This window comes from Pseudomonas sp. NPDC087358 (assembly GCF_044900785.1).
In the GTDB taxonomy this organism is placed as follows: domain Bacteria; phylum Pseudomonadota; class Gammaproteobacteria; order Pseudomonadales; family Pseudomonadaceae; genus Aquipseudomonas.
Genome location: NZ_JBJDOA010000020.1, coordinates 19,582 through 45,077 on the forward strand (window position 1 = coordinate 19,582; position 25,496 = coordinate 45,077).

General features: G+C 61.5%; 18 protein-coding genes. 16 read left to right on the top strand and 2 right to left on the bottom strand.

Annotation, left to right across the window (positions count from 1 at the left end; translation table 11 throughout):
- Positions 1–52: 52 nt before the first annotated feature.
- From dksA to ACI2KS_RS28515, 13 genes are all read left to right on the top strand, one after another.
- Positions 53–496 carry an RNA polymerase-binding protein DksA gene (dksA, locus tag ACI2KS_RS28455; protein WP_404624365.1) on the top strand — a complete coding sequence of 148 codons (444 nt, stop codon included), beginning with the start codon at positions 53–55 and terminating at the stop codon, positions 494–496.
- A gap of 223 nt (positions 497–719) precedes the next feature.
- Entirely contained in the window at positions 720–1,607 is an 888-nt protein-coding gene (gene gluQRS / locus ACI2KS_RS28460) for a tRNA glutamyl-Q(34) synthetase GluQRS (protein ID WP_404624366.1), read from the top strand.
- A 123-nt stretch (positions 1,608–1,730) separates the two neighbouring features.
- Positions 1,731–1,907, top strand: coding sequence for a hypothetical protein (locus ACI2KS_RS28465; RefSeq protein ID WP_002552060.1), 177 nt, complete (start codon positions 1,731–1,733; stop codon positions 1,905–1,907).
- On the top strand, positions 1,891–4,845 hold the full coding sequence (locus ACI2KS_RS28470) for a sensor histidine kinase (protein ID WP_404624367.1): 2,955 nt from the start codon (positions 1,891–1,893) through the stop codon (positions 4,843–4,845). Before ACI2KS_RS28465 ends, ACI2KS_RS28470 begins: the two co-directional genes overlap by 17 nt.
- Before the next feature lie 22 nt (positions 4,846–4,867).
- A complete protein-coding gene (locus ACI2KS_RS28475; RefSeq protein WP_404624368.1) occupies positions 4,868–6,304 on the top strand; it encodes a sigma-54-dependent transcriptional regulator in 1,437 nt (478 codons plus the stop codon).
- Positions 6,305–7,071: 767 nt separating this feature from the next.
- The gene (locus ACI2KS_RS28480; protein ID WP_404624369.1) at positions 7,072–8,469 is read left to right on the top strand and encodes a polynucleotide adenylyltransferase PcnB; all 1,398 of its coding nucleotides are present in this window, start codon (positions 7,072–7,074) and stop codon (positions 8,467–8,469) included.
- Positions 8,470–8,486: 17 nt separating this feature from the next.
- The gene (gene folK, locus ACI2KS_RS28485) at positions 8,487–8,966 is read left to right on the top strand and encodes a 2-amino-4-hydroxy-6-hydroxymethyldihydropteridine diphosphokinase (protein ID WP_404624370.1); all 480 of its coding nucleotides are present in this window, start codon (positions 8,487–8,489) and stop codon (positions 8,964–8,966) included.
- A gap of 329 nt (positions 8,967–9,295) precedes the next feature.
- On the top strand, positions 9,296–10,096 hold the full coding sequence (gene panB / locus ACI2KS_RS28490; RefSeq protein ID WP_404624371.1) for a 3-methyl-2-oxobutanoate hydroxymethyltransferase: 801 nt from the start codon (positions 9,296–9,298) through the stop codon (positions 10,094–10,096).
- On the top strand, positions 10,093–10,944 hold the full coding sequence (panC, locus tag ACI2KS_RS28495) for a pantoate--beta-alanine ligase (RefSeq protein ID WP_404624372.1): 852 nt from the start codon (positions 10,093–10,095) through the stop codon (positions 10,942–10,944). The genes panB and panC overlap by 4 nt, the downstream gene beginning before the upstream one ends.
- A 7-nt stretch (positions 10,945–10,951) precedes the next feature.
- Positions 10,952–11,332 carry an aspartate 1-decarboxylase gene (panD, locus tag ACI2KS_RS28500; protein ID WP_404624373.1) on the top strand — a complete coding sequence of 127 codons (381 nt, stop codon included), beginning with the start codon at positions 10,952–10,954 and terminating at the stop codon, positions 11,330–11,332.
- Positions 11,333–11,494: 162 nt separating this feature from the next.
- Positions 11,495–13,159, top strand: coding sequence for a glucose-6-phosphate isomerase (gene pgi / locus ACI2KS_RS28505; RefSeq protein ID WP_404624374.1), 1,665 nt, complete (start codon positions 11,495–11,497; stop codon positions 13,157–13,159).
- 79 nt (positions 13,160–13,238) lie between these two features.
- The gene (locus ACI2KS_RS28510; protein WP_404624375.1) at positions 13,239–14,108 is read left to right on the top strand and encodes an oxygenase MpaB family protein; all 870 of its coding nucleotides are present in this window, start codon (positions 13,239–13,241) and stop codon (positions 14,106–14,108) included.
- A gap of 374 nt (positions 14,109–14,482) precedes the next feature.
- Complete coding sequence (locus ACI2KS_RS28515) at positions 14,483–15,661, top strand: acetyl-CoA C-acetyltransferase (protein WP_404624376.1); 1,179 nt, start codon at positions 14,483–14,485, stop codon at positions 15,659–15,661.
- Between the two features lie 91 nt (positions 15,662–15,752).
- Here the strand turns inward: ACI2KS_RS28515 and mgtA are convergent, their stop codons facing one another.
- A complete protein-coding gene (mgtA, locus tag ACI2KS_RS28520) occupies positions 15,753–18,491 on the bottom strand; it encodes a magnesium-translocating P-type ATPase (RefSeq protein WP_404624377.1) in 2,739 nt (912 codons plus the stop codon).
- 543 nt (positions 18,492–19,034) lie between these two features.
- On the opposite strand from mgtA, the gene ACI2KS_RS28525 reads away from it, so the two are divergent.
- The 3 genes from ACI2KS_RS28525 (at position 19,035) to ACI2KS_RS28535 (ending at position 23,438) form a co-directional block, all read left to right on the top strand.
- Positions 19,035–20,051, top strand: a complete 1,017-nt coding sequence (locus ACI2KS_RS28525; protein ID WP_404624378.1) for a class I SAM-dependent rRNA methyltransferase — start codon at positions 19,035–19,037, stop codon at positions 20,049–20,051.
- 111 nt (positions 20,052–20,162) lie between these two features.
- On the top strand, positions 20,163–23,120 hold the full coding sequence (locus ACI2KS_RS28530; RefSeq protein WP_404624379.1) for a DUF748 domain-containing protein: 2,958 nt from the start codon (positions 20,163–20,165) through the stop codon (positions 23,118–23,120).
- Between the two features lie 30 nt (positions 23,121–23,150).
- Positions 23,151–23,438 (top strand): DUF2845 domain-containing protein, encoded by a 288-nt coding sequence (locus ACI2KS_RS28535; protein ID WP_404624380.1) that lies wholly within the window; start codon positions 23,151–23,153, stop codon positions 23,436–23,438.
- Between the two features lie 195 nt (positions 23,439–23,633).
- Here ACI2KS_RS28535 and ACI2KS_RS28540 read toward each other — a convergent pair whose 3' ends face one another.
- Positions 23,634–25,313, bottom strand: coding sequence for a methyl-accepting chemotaxis protein (locus ACI2KS_RS28540; RefSeq protein WP_404624381.1), 1,680 nt, complete (start codon positions 25,311–25,313; stop codon positions 23,634–23,636).
- Positions 25,314–25,496 lie beyond the last annotated feature (183 nt).

The following is a 25,496-nucleotide window of genomic DNA, read 5'->3' on the forward strand; positions in this document are numbered from 1 at the left end:
GATGGATCATTACCCTGCGCAATGGCTTAGAAGAGTGAGAGGCGGTCCGTTCATGCCCACCGAAGAAAAGCAAAAGAGCAATCAAACGATCAGTGGTTTCGAACCTTACGTTCAAGCCAAGGGTGAAGAGTACATGGGCGAGCCCATGCGCAAACACTTCACCAAGATCCTGCAGAAGTGGAAACAGGATCTGATGCAGGAAGTCGACCGTACGGTCGATCACATGAAGGATGAAGCGGCCAACTTTCCTGACCCTGCTGACCGTGCAAGCCAGGAAGAAGAGTTCTCTCTTGAGCTGCGCGCACGTGATCGTGAACGCAAGTTGATCAAGAAGATCGACAAGACGCTGCAACTGATCGAAGACGAAGAGTATGGCTGGTGCGAATCCTGTGGCGTCGAGATCGGCTTGCGCCGTCTGGAAGCCCGTCCAACCGCCGACATGTGCGTCGACTGCAAGACCCTGGCTGAAATCAAGGAAAAACAGGTCGGTAAATGACCTGCTGATTTGCCAGACAAAGGACGCTTCGGCGTCCTTTGTTGTTTGCGGCCGTCGCACCTGTCGCATTCCGGCTTGCCGGCGGTGACGCACGGGGGATCGCTACCGCCGGCAAGCGGGACTGCTACAACGAGACCGGCGCTCCAACCTTTGCGCGCCGGCAACAGACGGCAGGCGGTTCTGCGGTTTTTCGGCCCACCGAATTCCAGTACCATCAGCGCCCATGACATCCCCTTCTTATATAGGGCGCTTTGCGCCAACCCCCAGCGGTTATCTGCACTTCGGCTCTCTGGTCGCGGCGCTGGCCTCTTATCTGGATGCCCGCGCAGTCGGCGGCAAATGGCTGATGCGCATGGAAGACCTGGACCCGCCCCGTGAACAGCCCGGGGCGCAGACGGCCATCCTCAATACCCTGGAAAGCTATGGCTTCGAATGGGACGGCGAACTGGTCAGGCAAAGCGACCGTCACGAGGCCTATCAGGCAATCATCCAGCGCTGGTTCAGCCACGGGCTGGCCTATGCTTGCACCTGCTCACGCAAGCAGCTGGAAGATTTCCAGGGCGTGTATCCCGGTTTGTGCCGTAACGCCGGGCATTCGCCCGACAACGCGGCGATCCGTATCCGCGTGCCGGAACTGCAATACCGCTTCGACGACCGGGTCCAGGGCCGGTTTGCTCAGCATCTGGGGCGCGATGTCGGCGATTTCGTGATCCGCCGCCGCGACGGGCTCTATGCCTATCAACTGGCGGTGGTACTCGATGACGGCTGGCAGGGTGTCACCGACATCGTCCGCGGCGCCGACCTGCTGGACTCCACGCCGCGCCAGCTCTACCTGCAAGAGTTACTGGGCCTGCCGCAACCGCGCTACCTGCACGTGCCGTTGATCACCCAGCCGGACGGTCACAAGCTGGGCAAGTCCTATCGCTCCCCGCCGCTGCCCGCCGATCAGGCCACGCCTCTGCTGCTGCGGGCATTACGCGCACTGGGTCAGGCCGCGCCGAGCGAGCTGTCTTTCGCCACGCCACGGGAGGTGCTCGACTGGGGAATCGGCCACTGGAACGCCGATTTGATTCCACGGCTCGGCAGTCTCGAAGAAGCTCGAATAGACTGAGCCAGAGCGCTTGCCCGCCACTTCACCATAAAGCTGGCCGAAACGTCGCTTGCAGCCTGATAGCCATCCGTTACCATGCCGCTCCTTCGGCTCCACGTCTGCATCATTTATCTGGGAGGCCAAATGTACATCTATCGATTGGTCCTGCTCCTGGTGGTAGGCATCTATCTGTTCTCCCCGGCCATCATGGATTGGTGGATCGACGCGACAGGTGCCTGGTACCGACCGTATATGTTGTGGCTGATCCTGATCGTGGTGACCTTTATCCTGCAGAGCCAACGAGATGCCGATGAGCTTTAGCCTGACGCAGATGATCCTGGTCAGTGCCGCCTACTTGCTGGCGCTGTTCAGCGTTGCCTGGGTCAGCGAGCGCGGTCTGATCCCGCGCTGGATCATTCGCCACCCGCTGACCTACACCCTGTCGCTGGGCGTTTATGCCAGCGCGTGGGCGTTCTACGGCACCGTCGGCCTGGCCTACGAATACGGCTACGGCTTTCTCTCCAGTTACCTGGGCGTGTCGGGGGCTTTTCTGTTGGCACCGGTGCTGCTCTACCCCATTCTGAAAATCACCCGCACCTATCAGCTGTCATCGCTGGCCGACCTGTTCGCCTTCCGTTTTCGCAGCACCTGGGCGGGCGCGCTGACGACGGTGTTCATGCTGATCGGCGTGCTGCCGCTGCTGGCGTTGCAGATTCAGGCAGTTGCCGACTCGATCGGCATCCTGACCCGCGAGCCGGTGCGCAACTACGTCGCCCTGGCGTTCTGCATACTGATCACGCTGTTCACCATCTTCTTTGGCTCGCGCCACATCGCCACCCGGGAAAAACACGAGGGTCTGGTGTTTGCCATCGCCTTCGAGTCGGTGGTCAAGCTGGCCGCGATAGGCTGCATCGGCCTGTACGCACTGTATGGTGTGTTCGACGGCCCGCAGAGCCTCGAACAGTGGTTGTTGCAAAACCAGAGTGCACTGGCCGCGCTGCACACCCCTTTGCAGGAAGGGCCGTGGCGGACCCTGTTGCTGGTGTTTTTTGCTTCGGCCATCGTGATGCCGCACATGTATCACATGACCTTTACCGAGAACCTCAACCCTCGCTCGCTGGTCAGCGCCAGCTGGGGCTTGCCGCTGTTCCTGCTGCTCATGAGCCTGGCCGTGCCGCTAGTGCTGTGGGCCGGACTGAAACTGGGGGCCACCACCAGCCCCGAATATTTCACCCTGGGCATCGGCATCGCCGCGCATAACCCGACGCTGGCGCTGATTGGCTATGTCGGCGGCCTGTCCTCAGCCAGCGGGCTGATCATCGTCACCACCCTGGCCTTGTCCGGCATGGCGCTCAACCATCTGGTACTGCCGCTCTATCAGCCACCGGCTGAAGGCAATATCTACCGCTGGCTGAAGTGGACACGTCGCGGCCTGATCGTGGCGATCATCATGGCCGGTTACGGCTTCTATCTGCTGTTGGGCGCCAAGCAAGACCTGGCCAACCTGGGCATCGTCGCCTTCGTCGCCACCCTGCAGTTCCTGCCGGGTGTGCTGTCAGTCCTGTATTGGCCCGCAGCCAACCGTCGAGGCTTCATGGCCGGGCTGATCGCCGGGATCGCGGTGTGGCTGGTGAGCATGCTGTTCCCGTTGATCGGCAACTTCCAGGGCTTCTATATCCCGTTGCTGAACATGATTTACGTGCTCGACGACACCAGCTGGCACATGGCAGCGATCGCCTCACTGGCCGCCAACGTACTGGTCTTCACCCTGATCTCACTGTTCAGCAACCCGAGTCCCGAAGAAGCCAGCGCCGCCGAAGCCTGCGCCGTGGACAACGTCCGTCGCCCGCAGCGCCGAGAGTTGCACGCCGTGTCACCGCAGGAATTCGCCACCCAACTGGCCAAGCCACTGGGCGCCAAAGCCGCCCAGAAGGAAGTCGAGCAGGCGCTGCGCGACCTCTACCTGCCATTCGACGAGCGCCGACCCTATGCCCTGCGCCGCCTGCGTGACCGCATCGAGGCCAATCTGTCAGGGCTGATGGGCCCAAGCGTGGCCCAGGACATGGTTGAAACGTTCCTGCCCTATAAGTCAGGCAGCGAAAACTATGTCACCGAGGACATTCACTTCATCGAAAGCCGGCTCGAGGACTACCACTCGCGCCTCACCGGCCTTGCCGCCGAACTCGATGCCCTGCGCCGCTATCACCGCCAGACCCTGCAAGAGCTGCCGATGGGCGTGTGCTCACTGGCCAAGGATCAGGAGATCCTGATGTGGAACAAGGCCATGGAAGAACTGACCGGCATCGGCGCCCAGCGCGTGGTGGGCTCACGCCTGGAGACCATCGCAGACCCTTGGCGCCAATTACTGCTGGGGTTCATCAACGTGCCGGACGAACACTTGCACAAGCAGCGCCTTGGCCTGGACGGGCAGACACGCTGGCTGAACCTGCACAAGGCCGCCATCGACGAACCGCTGGCACCGGGCAACAGCGGCCTGGTGATCCTGGTCGAAGACCTCACCGATACTCAGATGCTCGAAGACAAGCTGGTCCACTCCGAGCGCCTGGCCAGCATCGGTCGTCTGGCCGCCGGGGTGGCCCATGAAATCGGCAACCCGATCACCGGCATCGCCTGCCTGGCGCAGAACCTGCGCGAAGAACGCGAGGACGACGGCGAGCTGACCGAGATCAGCAGCCAGATCATCGAACAGACCAAACGCGTTTCGCGGATCGTGCAATCGCTGATGAGCTTCGCCCACGCCGGCGGCCATCAACATGCCGACGAAGCGGTGTGCCTGGCCGAGGTCGCGCAGGATGCCATTGGTCTGCTGGCGCTCAACCGGCGCAATTTCGAAGTGCAGTTCTATAACCTGTGCAATCCCAACCATTGGGTCGATGGCGATCCGCAGCGCCTTGCCCAGGTGCTGATCAACCTGCTCTCCAACGCCCGTGACGCATCGCCTGCAGGCAGCGCGGTACGGGTCAAGAGTGAAGCCTCGGAACACACGGTCGACCTGATCGTCGAAGACGAAGGCACCGGAATTCCCAAAGCAATCATGGACCGCTTGTTCGAACCGTTCTTCACCACCAAGGATCCGGGGGAAGGGACAGGGCTTGGGCTCGCACTGGTCTATTCCATCGTTGAAGAGCATTATGGACAAATCACCATCGACAGCCCGGCTGACCCCGAGCAACAACGCGGAACCCGTATTCGGGTGACATTACCGCGACATGTCGAAGCGACGTCCGCTGTGAACTGAGACCGTCGAGAGAATCGAATCAATGCCTCACATTTTGATCGTCGAAGACGAAACCATCATCCGCTCTGCCTTGCGTCGCCTGCTGGAACGTAATCAGTATCAGGTCAGCGAAGCAGGATCCGTGCAGGAAGCTCAGGAACGTTTCAGCATCCCCTCGTTCGATCTGATCGTCAGCGATCTGCGCCTGCCTGGCGCGCCTGGCACCGAGCTGATCAAACTGGGCCAGGGCAAGCCGGTGCTGATCATGACCAGCTACGCCAGCCTGCGCTCGGCCGTGGACTCGATGAAAATGGGCGCGGTCGATTACATCGCCAAACCCTTCGACCACGACGAAATGCTCCAGGCCGTCTCACGCATCCTGCGCGACCGACAAACGGTGCAGAGCATGCAGGCCGAGCGCGTGGCTGCCGGCAAGGCATCACCTGCCGACAAGGCCGGCGCCGACAACAGCAATGGCGAGATCGGCATCATCGGCTCCTGCCCACCCATGCAGGATCTGTACAGCAAGATCCGCAAGGTCGCGCCGACCGATTCCAACGTGTTGATCCAGGGTGAGTCCGGCACCGGCAAGGAACTGGTTGCCCGTGCCCTGCACAACCTGTCGCGCCGAGCCAAGGCGCCGATGATCTCGGTCAACTGTGCAGCCATCCCGGAAACGCTGATCGAATCCGAGTTGTTCGGCCACGAGAAAGGCGCGTTTACCGGCGCCAGCGCCGGCCGTGCCGGTCTGGTGGAGGCGGCGGATGGCGGCACGCTGTTCCTCGACGAAATCGGCGAGCTGCCCCTCGAAGCCCAGGCCCGCCTGTTGCGCGTGCTTCAGGAAGGCGAAATCCGTCGGGTCGGCTCGGTGCAGTCGCAGAAGGTCGATGTGCGCCTGATCGCAGCCACCCACCGCGACCTGAAAAGCCTGGCCAAGGTCGGGCAGTTCCGTGAAGACCTTTACTACCGCCTGCACGTAATCGCGCTGAAGCTTCCCGCCCTGCGCGAGCGTGGCGCCGACGTCAATGAAATCGCCAACGCCTTTCTCGCCCGGCAGAGCGCCAAGGCCGGACGCAACGATCTGAGATTCGCCGCCGATGCCGAGCAGGCCATTCGTCACTACTCATGGCCTGGCAACGTGCGCGAGCTGGAAAACGCGGTGGAGCGGGCGGTGATTCTGTGTGAAAGCCCGGACATCTCGGCCGAGCTGCTGGGCATCGACATCGAACTCAGCGACCTGGATGTCGACGAGTTCATCGGCCTGGCGCCGCAACAGGCGGCAGCCAGCTCGACCGCCCACGAGCCGACTGAAGACCTGTCACTGGAAGACTACTTCCAGCACTTCGTACTCGAGCATCAGGACCACATGACCGAGACCGAACTGGCACGCAAGCTGGGCGTGAGCCGCAAGTGCCTGTGGGAACGCCGCCAGCGGCTGGGTATCCCGCGGCGCAAGACCGGGGTGGCCAGCGAAACCTGAAGCAACAGTTCGCGCGAGGCTCTGGCACGCAGTGCACAGCGGTCGTGAAAAAACTGTTACCTCATTTACCAGCACGTAACAAAAGCCGGGGCGTACGGTAACGTAACCCCGGTTTTTTTTCGGCCGCAGAAAATAGCGTCATTTTGCCACACCCCCGATTTTCAAGGGCTGCAGCATGTTTTGAAAAAGTTGGCACGCGTCCTGCTATATCTATTCGTACAAGAACAACAAAAATCAGTCACCCGCAAAACCAACATAATAAAAACAAGACGAATCGACTCACGCATAACAAGAACAACACGGCGGAGGCGCAGCTAACTGATTCTTTTGGAGAGGCGTTGCATTTGGGACTTGTCCCGCAACCAGGCCGAGAACAACAAAAAACTACCCTAAGGTAGAGCCTGAACTGGTTGGATCGATAGATCACTGCTGCACAGCGACCAAAGCAATCCGTTTGCTCTTGACTCCCGATTGGGAGGTTTCACAGGCGAAAGCCGTGAATTGGGCACTTAACAAAAACAAAAAGCCCAACAGACAATAAAAATAAGAGCACACACTTTGGGGGAGCTTCGGCTCCCCCAGTAGCTTCCGGCAAAAAATCCCGGACACAAAAACACCCGCAATAACCGTTCAAGCCCCGTACTACCTGCCCCCACGCGGCCATCGCGCAGCGTCCTACACCATCCCTCGACTAAATGCTAGAATCCCCGCCCATCATGCGGTCATTCTTCGTAATTGGCCGAATATTCCTTCAAACAGTGCATCCCATGCTGAAGAAGCTGTTCCAGTCATTCCGTTCCCCTCTGCGCAAGCCGCAGCAACACGTGCGCACGACGCCTGAAGTGCTCAGCAACAGCCAGCACTCGCTGCAGCGCAATCAATTCAGCCGCTATGCGGTCAACATCGTCGAGCGCCTGCAAAATGCCGGCTACCAGGCCTACCTGGTCGGTGGCTGCGTACGCGACCTGATGCTCGGCATCACTCCGAAAGACTTCGACGTTGCCACCAGCGCCACGCCTGAGCAGATCCGCGCAGAATTTCGCAATGCCCGCATCATCGGTCGCCGCTTCAAGCTGGTTCACATTCACTTCGGTCGCGAGATCATCGAGGTGGCAACCTTCCGCGCCAATCATCCGCAGGATGAAGACGAAGAAGACAGCAACCAGTCGTCGCGCAACGAAAGTGGCCGGATTCTGCGGGACAACGTCTACGGCACCCTGGAAGACGACGCCCAACGCCGCGACTTCACGATCAACGCCCTGTATTACGATCCGGTGACTGAGCGCGTGCTCGATTACGCCAATGGCGTACACGACATCCGCAATCGCCTGATCCGCCTGATCGGCGACCCGCAGCAACGCTACAAGGAAGACCCGGTGCGGATGCTGCGCGCCGTGCGCTTTGCCGCCAAGCTGGACTTCGGCATCGAGAAACACAGCGCCACACCGATTCGTCCGCTGGCACCGATGCTGCGCGATATCCCGGCCGCGCGGCTGTTCGAGGAAGTGCTCAAACTGTTTCTCTCCGGTTACGCCGAAGCGACCTTCGAGATGTTGGTCGATCTGGAGCTGTTCGAGCCCTTGTTCCCGGCCAGCTCCAAGGCACTGGAACACAATCCCACCTACACCCACACCCTGATCAGCGATGCGCTGGCCAACACGGATCTGCGCATCAAGCAGAACAAACCGGTGACTCCGGCGTTCCTGTTTGCCGCCCTGCTCTGGCCTGCCCTGCCCGCCCGTGTGCTGCGCTTGCAGGAACGCGGCATGCCGCCGATCCAGGCGATGCAGGAAGGTGCTCACGAACTGATCGCCGAACAATGCCAGCGCATCGCCATTCCCAAGCGCTTCACCATGCCGATCCGCGAGATCTGGGACATGCAGGAGCGTTTGCCCCGCCGGTCCGGCAAACGCGCCGACCTGTTGCTGGAGAACCCGCGCTTCCGTGCCGGTTACGACTTCCTGCTGCTGCGTGAAATGGCCGGTGAAGAAACCGACGGCCTGGGCGACTGGTGGACCGAATATCAGGACGCCAACGATGCCGGACGTCGCGACATGATCCGTGATCTGGGCAACAAGTCCGAAGCCACTGGCCAAGGCCCGCGCAAGCGTCGCCGCAGCGGTGGCGGCAAGCGTAAACGCGCTGGCGCCGACGCCTCGGAATGACCTCGGGGCAATCAGCCATGGAACGTGTTTATGTCGGCATGGGCAGCAACCTGGCCGATCCCGCCGAGCAATTGCGTGAAGCCATCCAGGCCTTGGCGCACTTGCCGCAGACTCGCCTGTCGGGTGTTTCTGCCTTTTATCTGAGCGACTCGCTGTTACCCGGTCAACCGCGTTACACCAACGCGGTGGCGGCGCTGGATACCGCCCTGGAGCCGCTGGCATTGCTCGACGCCTTGCAAGCCGTCGAGAACGGCCAGGGCCGCGAGCGCCTGGAGCGCTGGGGCCCGCGCACTCTGGATCTGGACATCCTGCTGTTTGGCGATCATCTGATCGACGTGCCGCGCCTGAAGGTGCCGCACTATCACATGCAGGCCCGAGCCTTTGTGCTGTACCCCCTCGCCGAACTGGCGCCGGGGATCACCCTGGCCGACGGCCGCAAGCTGGATGACTTGCTCGCCCAATGCCCGTTCCAAGGGCTGGAACGACTCGCTGGGTAGCCACAGGCCTGTAGGCGTAAGCTTGCTCGCGATGGTGATCGTTGCCACGTGAATCCGGCGACTGACGTACCGCAATCGCGAGCAAGCTCACGCCTACAGACGGATCCGTTCGATCGCGCGCAGGTAACACCCTCACCAAACCGGTAACACCCGGAATTGACTTCCCGCCCCCTCCTCACGAAGATAAGCGTCCCGAAGCCGGACTACCGGTCACAAGGCGCGGAACAGGCCTTTGCAAACATCGCGAAACGACGATGTGCCTGAGTCTCAAGAATGAATCACGCGTTGCTCGCCGTCGTATTCACAGCGCCTGAATGAGGACTTTTTTCATGCCAGATATCACCGTTACGTCTTTGCTGGGCCTGAAGCAAAAAGGTGAAAAGATCACCATGCTCACCTGCTACGACGCAACCTTCGCCCACACCGCCAGTCAGGCCGGGGTCGAAGTCCTGCTGGTCGGCGACTCGCTGGGCATGGTCCTCCAGGGTCATGACAGCACCCTGCCGGTGACCACCACCGAAATGGCCTACCACGTGGCCTGCGTCAAACGCGGCAACCACGGGGCGCTGATCCTCGCCGACCTGCCGTTCATGGCCTATGCCACCGCTGACCAGACCTTCGCCAACAGCGCGATGCTGATGCAGGCCGGTGCGCACATGATCAAGGTCGAGGGCGCGGCGTGGCTGGGCGAATCCATTCGCCTGCTGGCCGAGCGTGGCATCCCGGTGTGCGCGCACATGGGTCTGACGCCGCAGGCAGTCAATGTGCTGGGCGGCTATAAGGTACAGGGTCGTCAGGAGTCCCAAGCCCGGCAGATGCGCGCCGACGCCATCACCCTGGAGCAGGCCGGCGCCGCCATGATCCTGCTGGAGTGCGTGCCGAGCGAGCTGGCCCAGGAGATCACCCACGCGGTGAAGATTCCGGTGATCGGCATCGGCGCCGGCAGCGCCACCGACGGTCAGGTACTGGTGCTGCACGACATGCTCGGGCTGTCGATCAGCGGACGAGTCCCCAAGTTCGTGAAGAACTTCATGGCCGGCCAGCCGGATATCCAGGCTGCCATCGCGGCGTACGTCAGCGCCGTCAAAGACGGCAGCTTCCCAGCCCCTGAACACGGATTCTCGGCATGAACACAGTCAAAACCGTTCGCGAGTTGCGCGCAGCCGTTGCGCGGGCCCGCAGCGAAGGCAAACGTATCGCCCTGGTGCCGACCATGGGCAACCTGCACAGCGGCCACACCGCGCTGGTCACCAAGGCCGCCCAGCGCGCCGACTTCGTGGTGGCGAGCATCTTCGTCAACCCCCTGCAGTTTGGCCCCAACGAAGACCTGGCGACCTATCCGCGCACCCTGGCGGCCGATCAGGAAAAGCTCCTGCAAGCCGGTTGCCATTTGCTGTTCACGCCGACGGTCGAAGAAATGTATCCCCACGGCATGGCCGATCAGACCATTGTCCGGGTACCGGTGGTATCCGAAGGCCTGTGCGGTGGCAGCCGCCCGGGGCATTTCGACGGTGTGTCGACGGTGGTCAGCAAGCTGTTCAACATGGTCCAGCCCGATATCGCCATCTTCGGCCAGAAAGACTTCCAGCAACTGGCCGTGGTCAGCGCACTGGTACGTGACTTGAACATGCCGATCCAGATCATCGGCGAGCCGACCGTACGCGGCGCCGACGGCCTGGCCCTGTCCTCGCGCAACGGTTACCTGAGTGAAGACGAACGCGCCACGGCACCTGCGCTGTACCGGGTGATCAAGCAGATTGGCGAGGCCCTGCACCAGGGCGAACAGAATCATGCGCAACTGCTGACCGACGGCAGCAAGGCGCTCGAAGCCGCAGGGTTTCGGCCTGACTACCTGGAAATCCGCAATGCCGTGAGCCTGCGTCCAGCCACGCCCGAAGATCACGATCTGGTGGTGCTCGGCGCGGCGTTTCTGGGCAAGACCCGGCTGATCGACAATCTGCACCTGACCAAGGAATAACCGCCCCATGCACGCCATCATGCTCAAAGCCAAACTGCATCGTGCGCAAGTGACGCACGCAGTCCTGGACTACGAAGGCTCCTGCGCCATCGACGGCGAATGGCTGGACCTGTCGGGGATTCGTGAGTACGAACAGATCCAGATCTACAACATCGACAACGGCGAGCGATTCACCACCTATGCTATTCGCGGTGAAGAAGGGTCGCGGATGATCTCGGTCAACGGCGCAGCCGCGCACAAGGCAAAAGTCGGAGATCGCGTGATCATCTGCGCCTATGCTCACTACGCCGAGGCCGAGCTTGTGAATTTCAAGCCGCGCATGCTTTATATGGCTCCGGGCAATGAACTTAGCCACACCAGCAATGCCATACCGGTACAGTTCGCCTGACAAAGGCGACATTACCTTGTGAGAAAAAGTACCGAGCAGAGGTAAAGCAAGGCGCAGACGTCGGCGCGTCCGGGGGTTAGGCTTCCGGGCACGCATCCATTCGATCTCCCCTGGCTTTTCAGTGTCCAAAAAGGCAGTTCAAGTACAAGGAAACCCGCAGCGATGGCGTACTACCGCACTCCTCATGACGTCACCACCCTGCCCGCCTGGCAGGCGCTCATCGATCACCGCAAAGCGATGCAGAACTTCAGCATGCGCGAGGCGTTCAACGAAAACCCGCAGCGCTTCAGCGAATTCACCCTCAGCAGCGCCGGGCTGTTCCTCGACTACTCGAAAAACCTGATCACCGCCGAGACCCGCCAGTTGCTGGTCAACCTGGCCAATGAAGTGGGCCTGAAGGACGCGATCAAGGCCCAGTACGACGGCGAGCTGGTCAACGCTTCCGAAGGTCGCCCTGCGCTGCACACCGCGCTGCGCCGTCCGGTGGGCGACAAGCTGCTGGTCAATGGCGTCAACGTGATGCCCGAAGTGCACAAGGTGCTGAACCAGATTACCGATCTGGTCGGGCGCATCCACGATGGCCTGTGGCGCGGTTACACCGAGAAGCCGATCACCGACGTGGTCAACATCGGCATTGGCGGCTCGTTCCTGGGTCCGGAACTGGTGTCCGAAGCGCTGTTGTCCTACGCGCAGAAGGGCGTGCGCTGTCACTACCTGGCGAACATCGACGGCACCGAGCTGCACGAACTGACTGCCAAGCTGCGCGCCGAGACCACCCTGTTCATCGTCTCGTCCAAGACCTTCTCCACCCTCGAGACCCTGAAGAACGCCACGGCCGCCCGCGCCTGGTACCTGGCTCAGGGCGGTTCAGAAGCCGAGCTGTATCGTCACTTCATCGCAGTATCGAGCAACAATGCCGCAGCCGTGGCGTTCGGCATTCGTGAAGAAAACATCTTCCCGATGTGGGACTGGGTCGGCGGTCGTTACTCGCTGTGGTCGGCGATCGGCCTGCCGATTGCGCTGGCCATTGGCATGTCCAACTTCAAGGAACTGCTGTCCGGCGCCTACACCATGGACCAGCACTTCCAGAACGCCTCGTTCGAACAGAACATGCCGGTGCTGCTGGGCTTGCTGGGCGTCTGGTACGGCAACTTCTGGGGTGCGCAGAGCCATGCGATCCTGCCGTACGATCACTACCTGCGTAACATCACCAAGCACTTGCAGCAGCTGGACATGGAGTCCAACGGCAAGAGCGTGCGCCAGGACGGCGTGCCGGTGAAGACCGACACCGGCCCGGTCATCTGGGGTGGCGTCGGCGCCAACGGTCAGCATGCGTACCACCAGCTGCTGCACCAGGGCACCCAACTGATCCCGGCCGATTTCATCGTGCCGATCGTCAGCTTCAACCCGGTCTCCGATCACCACCAGTGGCTGTACGCCAACTGCCTGTCGCAGAGCCAGGCACTGATGCTGGGCAAGTCACGCGCCGAAGCGGAAGCCGAGCTGCGGGCCAAAGGCATGCCGGAAGAAGAAGTGCAGCGTGTCGCGCCGCACAAGGTCATTCCGGGCAACCGTCCGAGCAACACCATCGTGGTCGAGCGCATCAGCCCTCGTCGCCTCGGCGCACTGGTCGCGATGTACGAGCACAAGGTGTTCGTGCAGAGCGTCATCTGGGGCACCAACGCCTTCGACCAGTGGGGCGTGGAGTTGGGCAAGGAGCTCGGCAAAGGCGTCTATAACCGTCTGGTAGGCAGCGAAGAAAGCGCCGCCGAAGACGCATCGACCCAAGGCCTGATCAACTACTTCCGCGGTCGTCACCGCGGCTGATCGAGTCTGGCGCAACACCCCCGAACCCGCCCCTCGCAAGAGGCGGCGGGTTTTGTGTAGCTGGAGCATCGGTGAGCCCATGGAATTCATCCGTACACGCATCGAAACCCAGGTCATGAGCATGACCGGCCTCGCCCTGGGGCAACTGGATCTGGAAAACCCCAGGGGCGATCCTGGTCTGTTCGGCCCGCAAGCGGTGTGCTGGCGCGTGCACGGGGATTTTCCCAGTATGTTGATTGGCGGCATCTGCGCCTTGATGCTGCAGATGCTCCATCCGCGGGTACTGGCCGGGGTCTGGGATCACTCCAACTTTCGCCAGGACATGCTGGGACGCTTGCGCCGCACAGGCCAGTTCATCTCCGGCACGACGTTCGGCTCGACCCACGACGCCAACTGGCTGATCGAAAAAGTGCGCACGATTCACGCACGGATCCGCGGCACTGCCCCCGACGGCAGCACCTACGCAGCCGACGATCCTGATCTGTTGACCTGGGTGCATGTGGCGGAGGTCAGCAGCTTCATGGCGGCCCATCTGCGCTATCTGAACCCGGATCTGTCGCTGGAAGATCAGGACCGCTACTACGCCGAAACCGCAATCGTCGCTGAACGGCTCGGCGCCCGCGAGGTACCGCGCTCCGCGAAGCAGATCAGCCACTATCTGGAAGTCATGCGCGCGCAGCTGGTGTGCGACGAGCGCGCCCGGGAGGTGCTGCATATCCTGCAGGGCGCCCCCGCTCCGAGCCGTATGGCCAGGCCCATGGGCAAGCTGATGATGCAGGCGGGGATCGAACTGCTGCCACAGTGGGCCAGTGCACTGTTCGGTATCCGCCAGACGCCTTTGAGGCGCAAACTGATCCGCCTTGGCGTCAACCGCAGCGCGCCCCTGTTGCGCTGGGCGGTGCGCAATGCGTCGATCCATCGGGCCAAGCGGCGCATGGGTGTGCTGTAAAGACCCGCGTCTGCGCGCAGGCCGTGGGAGTCTGCCGGGGTGGCGCTCCACCTTGCCGACGATCTGTCGGGAACCGGCAGCAAACCCTGCCAATACGGTGGGCCTGACAGGGCCAAGGTGCCTGACTTGACTGCCGCTGCGCGCCAGGTCGCGAGCAAGCTTGCCCCCGCGCCCTGCGGCCAGAATCAAAAGCACGATGCGCCAGACATCCGGTAGCACAAGGTCGCTGACTGATTCGGATGACAAAGGGCTTAAATTATCTCCATCATCCATGCCACCATATGCACCCTTGAGTGCGCTGTCCCGGACCTTCGACCTCTTCAGCTCTTCCCCGGGTCCCGGCGCCAAGCCCCACAACAATGAGGATTCGTACCATGCAAGATGTCGTTATCGTTGCCGCCACCCGCACCGCGGTCGGCAGTTTCCAGGGCTCTCTGGCGAACATCCCCGCCGTTGACCTGGGCGCCGCCGTCATCCGCCAGTTGCTGGCGCAGACCGGTCTCGACCCGGCCCTGGTCGACGAAGTGATCATGGGCCAGGTGCTGACTGCCGGTGCCGGCCAGAACCCCGCGCGCCAAGCCTCGATCAAGGCCGGCCTGCCGTACGCCGTGCCCGCGATGACGCTGAACAAGGTCTGCGGCTCGGGTCTGAAGGCCCTGCATCTGGGCACTCAGGCGATTCGTTGTGGCGACGCCGACATCATCATCGCCGGCGGCCAGGAAAGCATGAGCCTGGCCAACTACGTGATCCCCGGCGCGCGCACCGGTCTGCGCATGGGCCACGCGACCATGGTCGACACCATGATCAGCGACGGCCTGTGGGATGCCTTCAACGATTACCACATGGGCATCACTGCCGAGAACCTGTCGGAAAAATACGACATCAGCCGTCAGGCGCAGGATGCCTTTGCCGCTGCCTCGCAGCAGAAAGCCACGGCCGCCATCGAAGCTGGGCGTTTCGTCGATGAAATCACGCCGATCCTGATTCCTCAGCGCAAGGGCGACCCGATTGCCTTCGCCACCGACGAGCAACCACGCGCCGGCACCACTGCCGAATCGCTGGGCAAACTCAAGCCTGCGTTCAAAAAAGACGGCACCGTGACGGCCGGTAACGCTTCGTCGCTGAACGATGGCGCAGCCGCCGTGATCCTGATGAGCGCCAGCAAAGCCGAGGAGCTGGGGCTGCCGGTACTGGCGCGTATCGCCGCTTACGCCAACGCCGGTGTCGACCCGGCGATCATGGGCATCGGCCCGGTCAGCGCTACCCGTCGCTGCCTGGACAAGGCCGGCTGGTCGCTGGGCGAGCTGGATTTGATCGAAGCCAACGAAGCGTTCGCCGCGCAATCGCTGTCGGTGGGCAAGGAACTGGGCTGGGACATGGACAAGGTCAACGTCAACGGCGGTGCCATCGCCATCGGCCACCCGATCGGTGCGTCGGGTTGCCGCGTACTGGTGACGCTGCTGCACGAAATGATCAAGCGCGATGCCAAAAAAGGCCTGGCGACCCTGTGCATCGGTGGCGGTCAGGGCGTGGCCCTGGCGTTGGCGCGGTAATTTCGACCACGCCGCAAATGGCTTCTGCCCGGAGGGCGTTTGATCGTTCCCACGCTCCGCGTGGGCACGATCATACGGTTACCGCATTATCTCACTGCCAGCCGAACCGCCTTACATAAAACCCCTTCACCGCCTGCGTCAGCCCGACATACGCCAGCAGAATCAGCGGCAGGATGACGAAGTACAGCGGCGGCAAGGCCTGCAACTTGAAGTAGTGCGCCAGCGGGCCCATCGGCAGGAAAATCCCCACGGCCATGATCACCCCGGTCATCACCATCAACGGCGTCGCCGCGCGGCTTTGCAGGAACGGGATTTTCGGTGTACGGATCATGTGCACGATCAACGTCTGGGTCAGCAGCCCCACCACGAACCAGCCCGACTGAAACAGGGTCTGGTGCTCGGGCGTGTTGGCGCCGAACACGTACCACATCACCGCAAAGGTGGTGATGTCGAAGATCGAACTGATAGGCCCGAAGAACATCATGAAGCGCCCGACCTCCGCAGGCTGCCAGCGTTGAGGTTTTTTCAGCAGTTCTTCGTCGACGTTATCGAACGGGATAGCGATCTGCGAAATGTCGTACAGCAGGTTCTGCACCAACAGATGCATCGGCAGCATCGGCAGGAACGGGATGAACGCGCTGGCCACCAGCACCGAGAACACGTTGCCGAAGTTGGAACTGGCCGTCATCTTGATGTACTTGAGCATGTTGGCGAAGGTGCGTCGCCCTTCCAGCACGCCCTCCTCCAGCACCATCAGGCTTTTTTCCAGGAGGATGATGTCCGCCGCTTCCTTGGCGATGTCCACGGCGCTGTCCACCGAGATGCCGATGTCGGCCGTGCGCAGCGCCGGCGCGTCGTTGATGCCGTCGCCCATGAAACCGACCACATGCCCATTGGCCTTGAGCAGGCGCACGATGCGCTCTTTGTGCGACGGCGTGAGCTTGGCGAAGACGTTGGTGCTCTCCACCGCCACGGCCAGTTCGGCATCGCTCATGCGCTCGATATCACCGCCCAACAACAGCCCCTGACGCTCCAGCCCCACCTCACGGCAGATCTTGGCGGTCACGCGCTCATTGTCGCCGGTCAGCACCTTGACCGCCACGCCATGCTCGGCAAGCGCCCTGAGTGCCGGAGCCGTGCTTTCCTTGGGCGGATCGAGAAACGCCACATAACCGATCAGCGTCAGGTCGTTTTCATCGGCCAGGCCGTAGGTGTCGCGACCGGCTTCCATCGAGCGCGCCGCCACGGCGACCACGCGCAGGCCTTCATCGTTGAATTCAGCCGTCACCTGGACAATGCGCTCCAGCAGCGCAGGGGTCAGCGCTTCATCAAGCTCGCCATGGCGCACGCGCTTGCACACCCCCAGCACTTCCTCCAGCGCCCCTTTGCAGATCAGCAGGTGCGGTTGCCCTTGCTCCTGGACCACCACCGACATGCGCCGCCGGTTGAAGTCGAACGGTACCTCGTCGACCTTGCTGAAGGCGGTGCCGACCTGCAGCTCGCGGTGAATCTCCACGTGTTCCAGCACTGCCACATCCAGCAGGTTTTTCAGGCCCGTCTGGTAGTAGCTGTTGAGATAGGCCATTTCCAGCACGTCATCGGACTCATCGCCCCACACGTCCACGTGCCGCGCGAGGAAAATCTTGTCCTGAGTGAGGGTGCCGGTCTTGTCGGTGCACAGTACATCCATGGCGCCGAAGTTCTGGATGGCGTCCAGGCGCTTGACGATGACTTTCTTGCGCGACAGAAACACCGCGCCCTTGGCCAGGGTCGAGGTCACGATCATCGGCAGCATTTCCGGGGTCAGGCCCACGGCAATCGACAGCGCGAACAGCAGCGCCTGCATCCAGTCGCCCTTGGTGAAACCATTGATGAACAACACCAGCGGCGCCATCACGAACATGAAACGGATCAACAGCCAGCTGACCTTGTTGACCCCGGCCTGAAACGAGGTCGGGGCACGGTCGGTGGCGCTGACCCGCTGGGCCAGAGCGCCAAAATAGGTGTTGTTGCCAGTGGTCAGAATCACCCCGACCGCCGCCCCGGACACCACGTTGGTGCCCATGAACAGGATGTTTTCCAGATCCAGCGGGTTGCCGGTATCGATGTGCTGCCGGCGTGCGAATTTCTCCACCGGCATTGATTCCCCGGTCATCGCCGCTTGGCTGACGAACAGATCCTTGGCGCTGAGCACGCGGCAATCGGCGGGAATCATGTCGCCGGCAGACAGCACAATCAGATCCCCCGGCACCAGTTGTTTGATGGGCAGTTCGACCCGTTGCGCCTTGCCAGCGGTAGCAGCGCCTTCCTGCAGGATGGCCTGTCGGCGCATCACCGTCGCAGTGTTGCTGACCATGGCCTTGAGCGCATCGGCGGCCTGGTTGGAGCGGGTTTCCTGCCAGAAGCGCAGCACGGTGGAGAGCACCACCATCGAGAAGATCACCGTTGCCGCTTTCATGTCCTCGGTGAGCCAGGAAATCAAGGCAAGCAAGGTCAGCAGCAGGTTGAACGGGTTCTTGTAGCAGTGCCACAGGTGCACCCACCAGGGCAGCGGCTGTTCGTGCTCGACTTCATTGAGGCCGTGAAGCTGACGCAGCTCCACCGCCTGCTCGTCGGTCAGGCCATCGCCGTGAGTGCCCAGCCGTGCCAGCAGCTCGGGCACCTCGCTGCTGGCGCCGCGGGTCAGGGTTTGCGCCAGTGTTGGCGGGACTTCGCGGCTGACAGTGGCGTCGGTCACGCTGTCGAGCATTGCCAGCCGACGGAAATGCCGGCCCAGGTGGCGAGTGCGCAGAAAGCCTGCGAAGAACTCTTTCAGGAGGATGAATTTCATGGCTCTTTCCCCGGACTTACGGGCTACTACAAAGAAGTCCCAGGCAGGTACGGCCAGGTGCACGCCAGGCTCCCCCAGGGAACGGCGCGCAAAGTCTGGCCCGCACGACCGAAAAGTCGCACGCGGGTGTGGCGTCAGGAAAGGACAGGAAGTACTGCTGCCGTTTCTCGCGTTGTCGGCGAGATAACAGCAGTGAAAGACTGCGCGTTATCGTGCCGAGGATTGGCCGGTCATCAAAACCGGCTGACGTCTGTCACTCGAACAAGTACCCACTGTGGGTCTCCGCATTGGTTGAAAACGGGCGAAGAATACGCTCGGCTTTTATGAGAGTAAACCGCCATTACAGGGGCTGCCGAGACTATTGCAAGAGGCTTCAGGGAAGGTTCAGGAAGGCGACTCACCTGTCGCAGTCCGGCTTGCCGGCGGCAGTGATCAAAGACGCCCGCGCCGGCGAGCCGGATTGCCACAGGGTGATGCGTGATTCACGCCATGATTCAAACTGCTAAACTCGCACGCCCTAATTCCTGCTCCAAGGCGCCGTGCATGTCTTCGTTGAATCAGGCGCTCAGCGTCGCCCTCGACAACCGTCAATCCCTGCTCGCGCAACTGCACGGGCAAGGCACCGATTGTTATCGCCTGTTCCACGGCAGTCAGGAAGGCGCCAGCGGGCTGACCATCGACCGCTATGGCCCGCAGCTATTGATCCAGAGCTTCCACCACAGCTTGGACCGCGAGGCCCTGCTGGCGCTGCATGCGGCCATTGATGCGCGTCTGGGTCTGCAACTGATGCTGGTGTACAACGACCGTTCGCAGGGCAACTCCCGGGTTGATCGCAGCGATCCGGTTTACAAAGCCGAGGACGCGGCGCTGGAGGACCTGGTCGCCCATGAATGGGGCCTGAATTACCGGGTCCGGGGCCGTCATGCCGGGCAGGATCCGCTGCTGTTCCTCGACCTGCGCAACGCGCGCGGCTGGGTCAAGGAGCACGCCAAAGGCAAGAGCGTACTCAATCTGTTTGCCTACACCTGCGGCGTTGGCTTGAGCGCAGCCGCCGGCGGCGCCCGTGAGGTGTGCAATCTGGATTTCGCCGAGGGCAACCTGGCGGTGGGGCGCGAGAACGGCCTGCTCAATCCGCAACTGGCGCCGATGCAGTTCATTCAGTCCGATTACTTCCCGGCGATTCGTCAGTTCGCCGGCCTGCCGATCGCCTCGCGTCGTGGCCATAAACTGCCGGCTTACCCGCGCCTTGAACAACGCCAGTTTGACCTGGTCCTGCTCGATCCGCCCGCCTGGGCGAAGAGCGCATTCGGCACCGTCGACCTGCTGCGCGATTACCAGAGCCTGTTGAAACCGGCATTGCTGACCACTGCCGAAAACGGCGTGCTGATCTGCTGCAACAATCTGGCAAAGGTCAGCATGGACGACTGGCGCGATCAGGTATTGCGCTGCGCCGACAAGATCGGCCGGCCGGTCCGCGACTGTCAGGTACTGGCGCCGGGCGCCGACTTTCCGTCACTGGACCAGCAGCCGCCGCTCAAGACGTTGATCTTGCAGCTGTGATCACCGACTGACCGCCGGGAAATTTCCTACAGGTTTGTCAGGGACGACTTCGGAACCAGATTGGCGTGCCATACTCCAAGGCACCTCAGATCGAGAGAGTTGGCGACCTACATGCCCAAAGGATTGAAACGCGCCATTGGCGCCTTGCTGGCCGTCTTCGCAATCTACAGTTTGCTGGGGTTTCTGATCCTGCCAGGCATTGCGCTGCGGATCATCAACCAGCAACTGGCGAACTACGCCACGCTGCCGGCAAAACTCGACCGCCTGGAACTCAACCCCTACAGCCTGGAAGTCACGCTGTGGGGCCTGAATATCGGTGCCCCGGGCAAGGAGCAAATCGGTTTCGAGCGGCTTTACGCCAATCTGCAGATCGACAGCCTGTGGACCAAGGCCCTGCACCTGGCCTCCATCGAACTGGACAAACCCAAGACCGAGCTGCTGTTTTCCAAGGATGGCAGCCTGAATCTGGCGCGCCTGTTCAAGCTGCCGCCCAGCGAGCCGGCAAAACCTGACGAACCACCGAGCAAGCCGTTTCCGCTGCGTATCGGCGAAATCAAACTGGCGGACGGTTATGTGCACTTTCAGGACCTGCGCCCCAGCGAGCCGATCGAGTTCCTCTACGACACGCTGAATTTCGAGCTGAAAAACCTCAGCACCCTGCCCGAAGACAACGCCGACATGACACTGGTGGCCGCAGGACCGGAGGGCGGGCAGATCGATTGGGTGGGCCGTATCAGCCTGGTGCCGATCACCTCCGAGGGCACACTCAAGATCACCGACGGCAAGATGAAAGTCTGGTGGCCGTACGTACGCGACGCTTTGCCCCTGGTGCTCAAGGACGGCGTGCTCAACTTCAATACCCATTACAAACTCAGTCTGGCGAAGGAAACCGAGCTGCTGCTCGACAACACCTCGCTCAAGGTCGCGCCGTTCGCCATCGATGCCCCGGATGGTCGGCCACTGGTACGTCTGAAGAACCTTGAAGTCAGCCAGACATCGATCGATCTGGCCAAGCAGCTGGTCACGGTGGGCAGCATCCGCAGCCAAGGCCTTGAAACATGGGCAACGCGCGAGTCCGATGGACAACTGGACTGGCAGAAACTGTTCGCCAGCCAGCCCTCGAAAACCGAGCAGAAAAAAGCCCAGGCCGAAAAACAGCAGCCGGCCACTGCAACCGGCAGCGAGACCCCGCCAGCCACTGCGTCCGTTGCGCCGAGCAAACCCTGGCAAGTGCTATTGCGCGACACCCAATTGCGCGACTACCGCATTCACCTGGCCGATAAAGTGCCCAAGGAGCCGGTAGCGCTCGAGGTCGGTCCGCTGAATCTGGACCTGACCCACTTTGACAGCCTCAACCAGTCACCTTTCAACATCAAGCTCGATACCGGCCTGGGCAAACAGGGCAAGATCAGCGCTGAAGGCGAGGTCAACCTGGCGCCGGTGCGCGCAAAACTCAACGTCACCACGCGCGACATCGACCTGCGCATCGCCCAGTCGTATGTCACGCCGTTCATTCGCCTTGAAGTGCGCAGTGGCATGCTCAACACCGATCTTGCGGTCGACCTGAAGAGCACAGAGCCGCTGGCGCTGGGCATCACTGGCAAAGCCCAGGTCGATCAGCTGCACACCCTGGACACCCTCAAGTCGCGAGACTTCGTGAAGTGGCAGCGGTTGAACGTCGAAGGCCTGAATTTCCAGCTCGGTGACAGCCTGAGCATCGCTGCGGTCAACATCGAACAACCTTACGCGCGCTTCGTGATCGCCGATGACCGCAGCACCAATATCGACGACCTGTTGATCCCGCAGCCGGCCGACAGCGCGCCCGCCGTGGCCAAGAGCAAGGCTGCGGCCAGCGCCGACAAACCGATGGGCATCCACATCGGCGAAGTGAACATCAACAACGGTTCAGCCAACTTCGCCGACTTCAGCCTCACGCCTAACTTCGCCACGGCGGTGCAGCAGCTGAGCGGGAAAATCGGCACCCTGGATAACCGCCAGAACACGCCGGCACCGGTGAACATTGCCGGCAAGGTCGACCGTTACGCGCCGGTTACCATCAAGGGCGCGCTCAACCCGTTCAACCCGCTGGCTAGCCTGGACATCGCCACCAGTTTCAAGCGCGTCGAGCTGACCACCCTGACCCCCTACTCCGGCAAGTTCGCTGGCTATCGCATCCGCAAGGGGCGGTTGAACCTCGACCTGCATTACCTGATCACCAAGGGCCAGCTCAAAGCCGAGAACAAAGTGGTGGTCGAGCAACTGCAGCTCGGTGAGAAAGTCGACAGCCCGGATGCCGTGAACCTGCCACTGAAGCTGGCGATCGCCCTGCTCAAGGATGTCGACGGCAAGATCTCCATCGAGCTGCCGGTCACGGGCGACCTGAATAACCCGCAGTTCAGCGTCATGCCGATCGTCTGGCAGACCCTGCGTAATCTGCTGGTCAAAGCCGCTGCCGCACCGTTCAAGTTCATCGGCGGGCTGATCAGCGGTGGCGGCTCGGAAGATCTGGGTACGGTGTCCTTCGCGCCAGGCTCCGATGAGTTGAGCGGCGAGGCCCAGGGCTCGCTGAACAAACTGGCGGCCGCCTTGAAAGAGCGCCCGGCACTGCGCCTGGAGATCGAAGGCACCAGCGCCGAAGCCAGCGACGGTCCGCTGATCGCCCAGCAGCGGCTTGAGCGTGAATATCAGAGCAGCTACTACAAGATCCTGCAGCGTCGCGGCGACAAGGTGCCCGCTCAGGCCAGTGACCTTAAAGTGCCGGATGACGAAAAGCCGCCGATGCTAGAAGGCATCTATCGCACGCGCCTGAAGCAGCAGCCACCGGCCGAGTGGGTCGATCTGGGCAAGGAAGACCGGCAGAACAAGATGCGCGATGCGGTGCTCAAATCCTGGAGTTCCAGCGCCCTGCTGTTGCGTCAGCTCGGCCAGGCACGCGCCGGCAGCATCAAGGATTATCTGGTCGACAAGGGACAACTGGCCGATGAGCGGGTCTATTTCGTCGACGCAAGCCTGGGCCAGCCGGAGAAAGACGGCCGCGTCATCAGCCCCCTGCATCTGGACAGCGAGTAACGACTTTTGAAGAGTGTGTTAACGAGGACCGTGACGATTCTCGGTTTTGCAGCGTTGAGCGGGCTGGCCCATGCCGACACGCTGCGGTGTGGCAGTCAGCTGATCAGCGCTGGCGACCGGATGTTCGAAGTGCAGCAGAAATGCGGCCAGCCGATCAGCCAGGACATCATCGGCTACAAGGAGACGGTCAATCATTACCGACAGGTCGATCAGGTGCAGGTCCAGGAATGGATCTACGGCCCGAACAACGGGATGTACCAATACCTGCGATTCGAAGGTGGGCGATTGATCCGCATTGATAGCAAGCGGGGAAGGTAGCGGACAGTTTTTGCGAAACGCCACGACACGTAGGAGCGTGGCTCGTCCCGCGATCTGCTGCGCAGCAGCAGCAGCGAAACCGGACAACTGCGCAGAATCAGACACACCGCGTTTCGCCGGTTTTGCTGCCAGTGCCTGGCAGGTCGCGGGACAAGCCGCGCTCCTACGGGGCAAGTATGGGTCAATTGCACTGCATCAAATCCTGAACTGCTTCACCAGCCCGCCCAGGCGATCCCCCAGATCGGTCAGGCTGCGCGCCGTCCGGGCACCGTTCTGCGCGTCGTCGGCGACGCTGTCCACCGCCTGGGCAATCTGCGTCATGCTGCGGCTGATCTCTTCCGCCACTGCCGTCTGCTCCTCCGATGCGCTGGCGATCTGCGCGTTCATATCATTGATCGTCTCGATCAGTTGCCCGATCGCATCCAGCGACGTGCCCGCCTCGTTGGCCAGCTCACCGGTGGTCTTGCCGGTATCGCTGGAACGACTCATGGCAACGGTGGCGTCCTGCGCGCCACGCTGCAACGAGTTGATCATGTCGTGAATTTCCTGGGTGCTCTGCTGGGTACGGCTGGCGAGCGCGCGGACTTCATCGGCCACCACCGCAAAACCGCGACCGGCATCTCCTGCCCGGGCCGCTTCGATTGCCGCGTTGAGCGCCAGCAGATTGGTCTGTTCGGCCACCGAACGAATGACATCAACCACCGTGGCGATGGACTGCACGTCCTGACGCAGATGGTCGAGCGATGAGCTGCTCTGGCCGATGTCGACGATCAGCGCATGGATGCTGTCGATGCTTTTATTGACCACGGTTTTCGCGTCCATGCCGACGTCGCTGGTTTTGCGCGCGGCCTGGGACGCGCCCTGAGCGCTGATCGAAACCTGATGCGCCGCCGACGACATCTCGTGGATGGCGGTGGCGACCTGATCGGTTTCCTGGCGCTGACGACCCATGGCCTGTTCGGACCGCTGGGCCTGCGAAGACATGTCGCTGACCAGGCCGTTGAGCTGCCCCGTCATCTCGGCGATCTGGCGCATCAGGCCGTGAATCTTCTCCACGAACTGATTGAAGGATTTGGCCAGCGCACCCAGCTCGTCGTTGCTGTTTTCCGGCAGGCGACGGGTCAGGTCGCCATCTCCGGCAGCGATGTCGTCCAGATTCTGCTTGATGACCAGCACCGGCTTGACCAGCCCGTTGCCCAGGAACACCGCGATCAGTGCCACGACCAGCAGGAACACCGCGACAATCGCCACGATCAATGCGGCGGAGGATCCGATGCGATCCTGCGTGGTGCTGGCGATCGCCGCCACCTGATTATCGATGTCGTCCAGGTTTACCTGAGTGCCAAACGCCAGGTCCCATTTCTGCAGATACGAGGTGTAGCCCAGTTTCGGGATGGGTTTGTCGCTGCCGGGCGTAGTCCAGTCATAGCGGAAGAAATGGCTGCCGTCTTTGGCCTTGTCCACCAGACCGCGGATCACGTAGACGCCGTTGGCGTCCTTGGCGTCGGAGAAGTTCTTGCCGATGTCCAGGTCCTTGTCGGCCCAGAACACCCGCACGTAGGCCGAGTTGTAACCGAAGAAGTAGCTGGCTTTGTCGTATTGTAGGCTTTTGAGGATCTTCAAGGCCTGATCCCGGGCCTGCATGTCGCCCGGCGCAGAGGCCTCGTAAAGAGGCTTGATCGCCGCTTCGCCGATCTGCTGGTAGTTCTTCAACGACAGCTTGCGCTCTTCAAGCAGCAGCGTTCGGGTCTGTTCGACTTCCTGAGTGGCCAGCTTCTGCAGCACGGCCCACGTGATACAGCTGATGACCGCAGCCAGTAACAGGCTCGGAATAATGGCAAGGAGGATGACCTTGCGGCGCAGGTTCAACGTCACGACGATTTCCTTGTAGGCAGGAAGTATCATTTTCGAGGATAAAAAATGATCAGTGTCTTGTGGTTATTGGTCGCGTGAACGACAGGTTCAGTAAACCGTATCGCTGGTTTGGCCCGGATCTTTAGCGCACGGCCGCAATAAATTACGACCGAAATATGTCACAAGGCTACTATCCTTGAGAAG

Excerpts from the sequence above, each read along its gene's own strand:
- dksA (WP_404624365.1), top strand. The coding sequence starts at position 53 with ATGCCCACCGAAGAAAAGCAAAAGAGCAATCAAACGATCAGTGGTTTC.
- gluQRS (WP_404624366.1), top strand. The coding sequence starts at position 720 with ATGACATCCCCTTCTTATATAGGGCGCTTTGCGCCAACCCCCAGCGGT.
- ACI2KS_RS28465 (WP_002552060.1), top strand. The coding sequence starts at position 1,731 with ATGTACATCTATCGATTGGTCCTGCTCCTGGTGGTAGGCATCTATCTG.
- ACI2KS_RS28470 (WP_404624367.1), top strand. The coding sequence starts at position 1,891 with ATGCCGATGAGCTTTAGCCTGACGCAGATGATCCTGGTCAGTGCCGCC.
- ACI2KS_RS28475 (WP_404624368.1), top strand. The coding sequence starts at position 4,868 with ATGCCTCACATTTTGATCGTCGAAGACGAAACCATCATCCGCTCTGCC.
- ACI2KS_RS28480 (WP_404624369.1), top strand. The coding sequence starts at position 7,072 with ATGCTGAAGAAGCTGTTCCAGTCATTCCGTTCCCCTCTGCGCAAGCCG.
- folK (WP_404624370.1), top strand. The coding sequence starts at position 8,487 with ATGGAACGTGTTTATGTCGGCATGGGCAGCAACCTGGCCGATCCCGCC.
- panB (WP_404624371.1), top strand. The coding sequence starts at position 9,296 with ATGCCAGATATCACCGTTACGTCTTTGCTGGGCCTGAAGCAAAAAGGT.
- panC (WP_404624372.1), top strand. The coding sequence starts at position 10,093 with ATGAACACAGTCAAAACCGTTCGCGAGTTGCGCGCAGCCGTTGCGCGG.
- panD (WP_404624373.1), top strand. The coding sequence starts at position 10,952 with ATGCACGCCATCATGCTCAAAGCCAAACTGCATCGTGCGCAAGTGACG.
- pgi (WP_404624374.1), top strand. The coding sequence starts at position 11,495 with ATGGCGTACTACCGCACTCCTCATGACGTCACCACCCTGCCCGCCTGG.
- ACI2KS_RS28510 (WP_404624375.1), top strand. The coding sequence starts at position 13,239 with ATGGAATTCATCCGTACACGCATCGAAACCCAGGTCATGAGCATGACC.
- ACI2KS_RS28515 (WP_404624376.1), top strand. The coding sequence starts at position 14,483 with ATGCAAGATGTCGTTATCGTTGCCGCCACCCGCACCGCGGTCGGCAGT.
- mgtA (WP_404624377.1), bottom strand. The coding sequence starts at position 18,491 with ATGAAATTCATCCTCCTGAAAGAGTTCTTCGCAGGCTTTCTGCGCACT.
- ACI2KS_RS28525 (WP_404624378.1), top strand. The coding sequence starts at position 19,035 with ATGTCTTCGTTGAATCAGGCGCTCAGCGTCGCCCTCGACAACCGTCAA.
- ACI2KS_RS28530 (WP_404624379.1), top strand. The coding sequence starts at position 20,163 with ATGCCCAAAGGATTGAAACGCGCCATTGGCGCCTTGCTGGCCGTCTTC.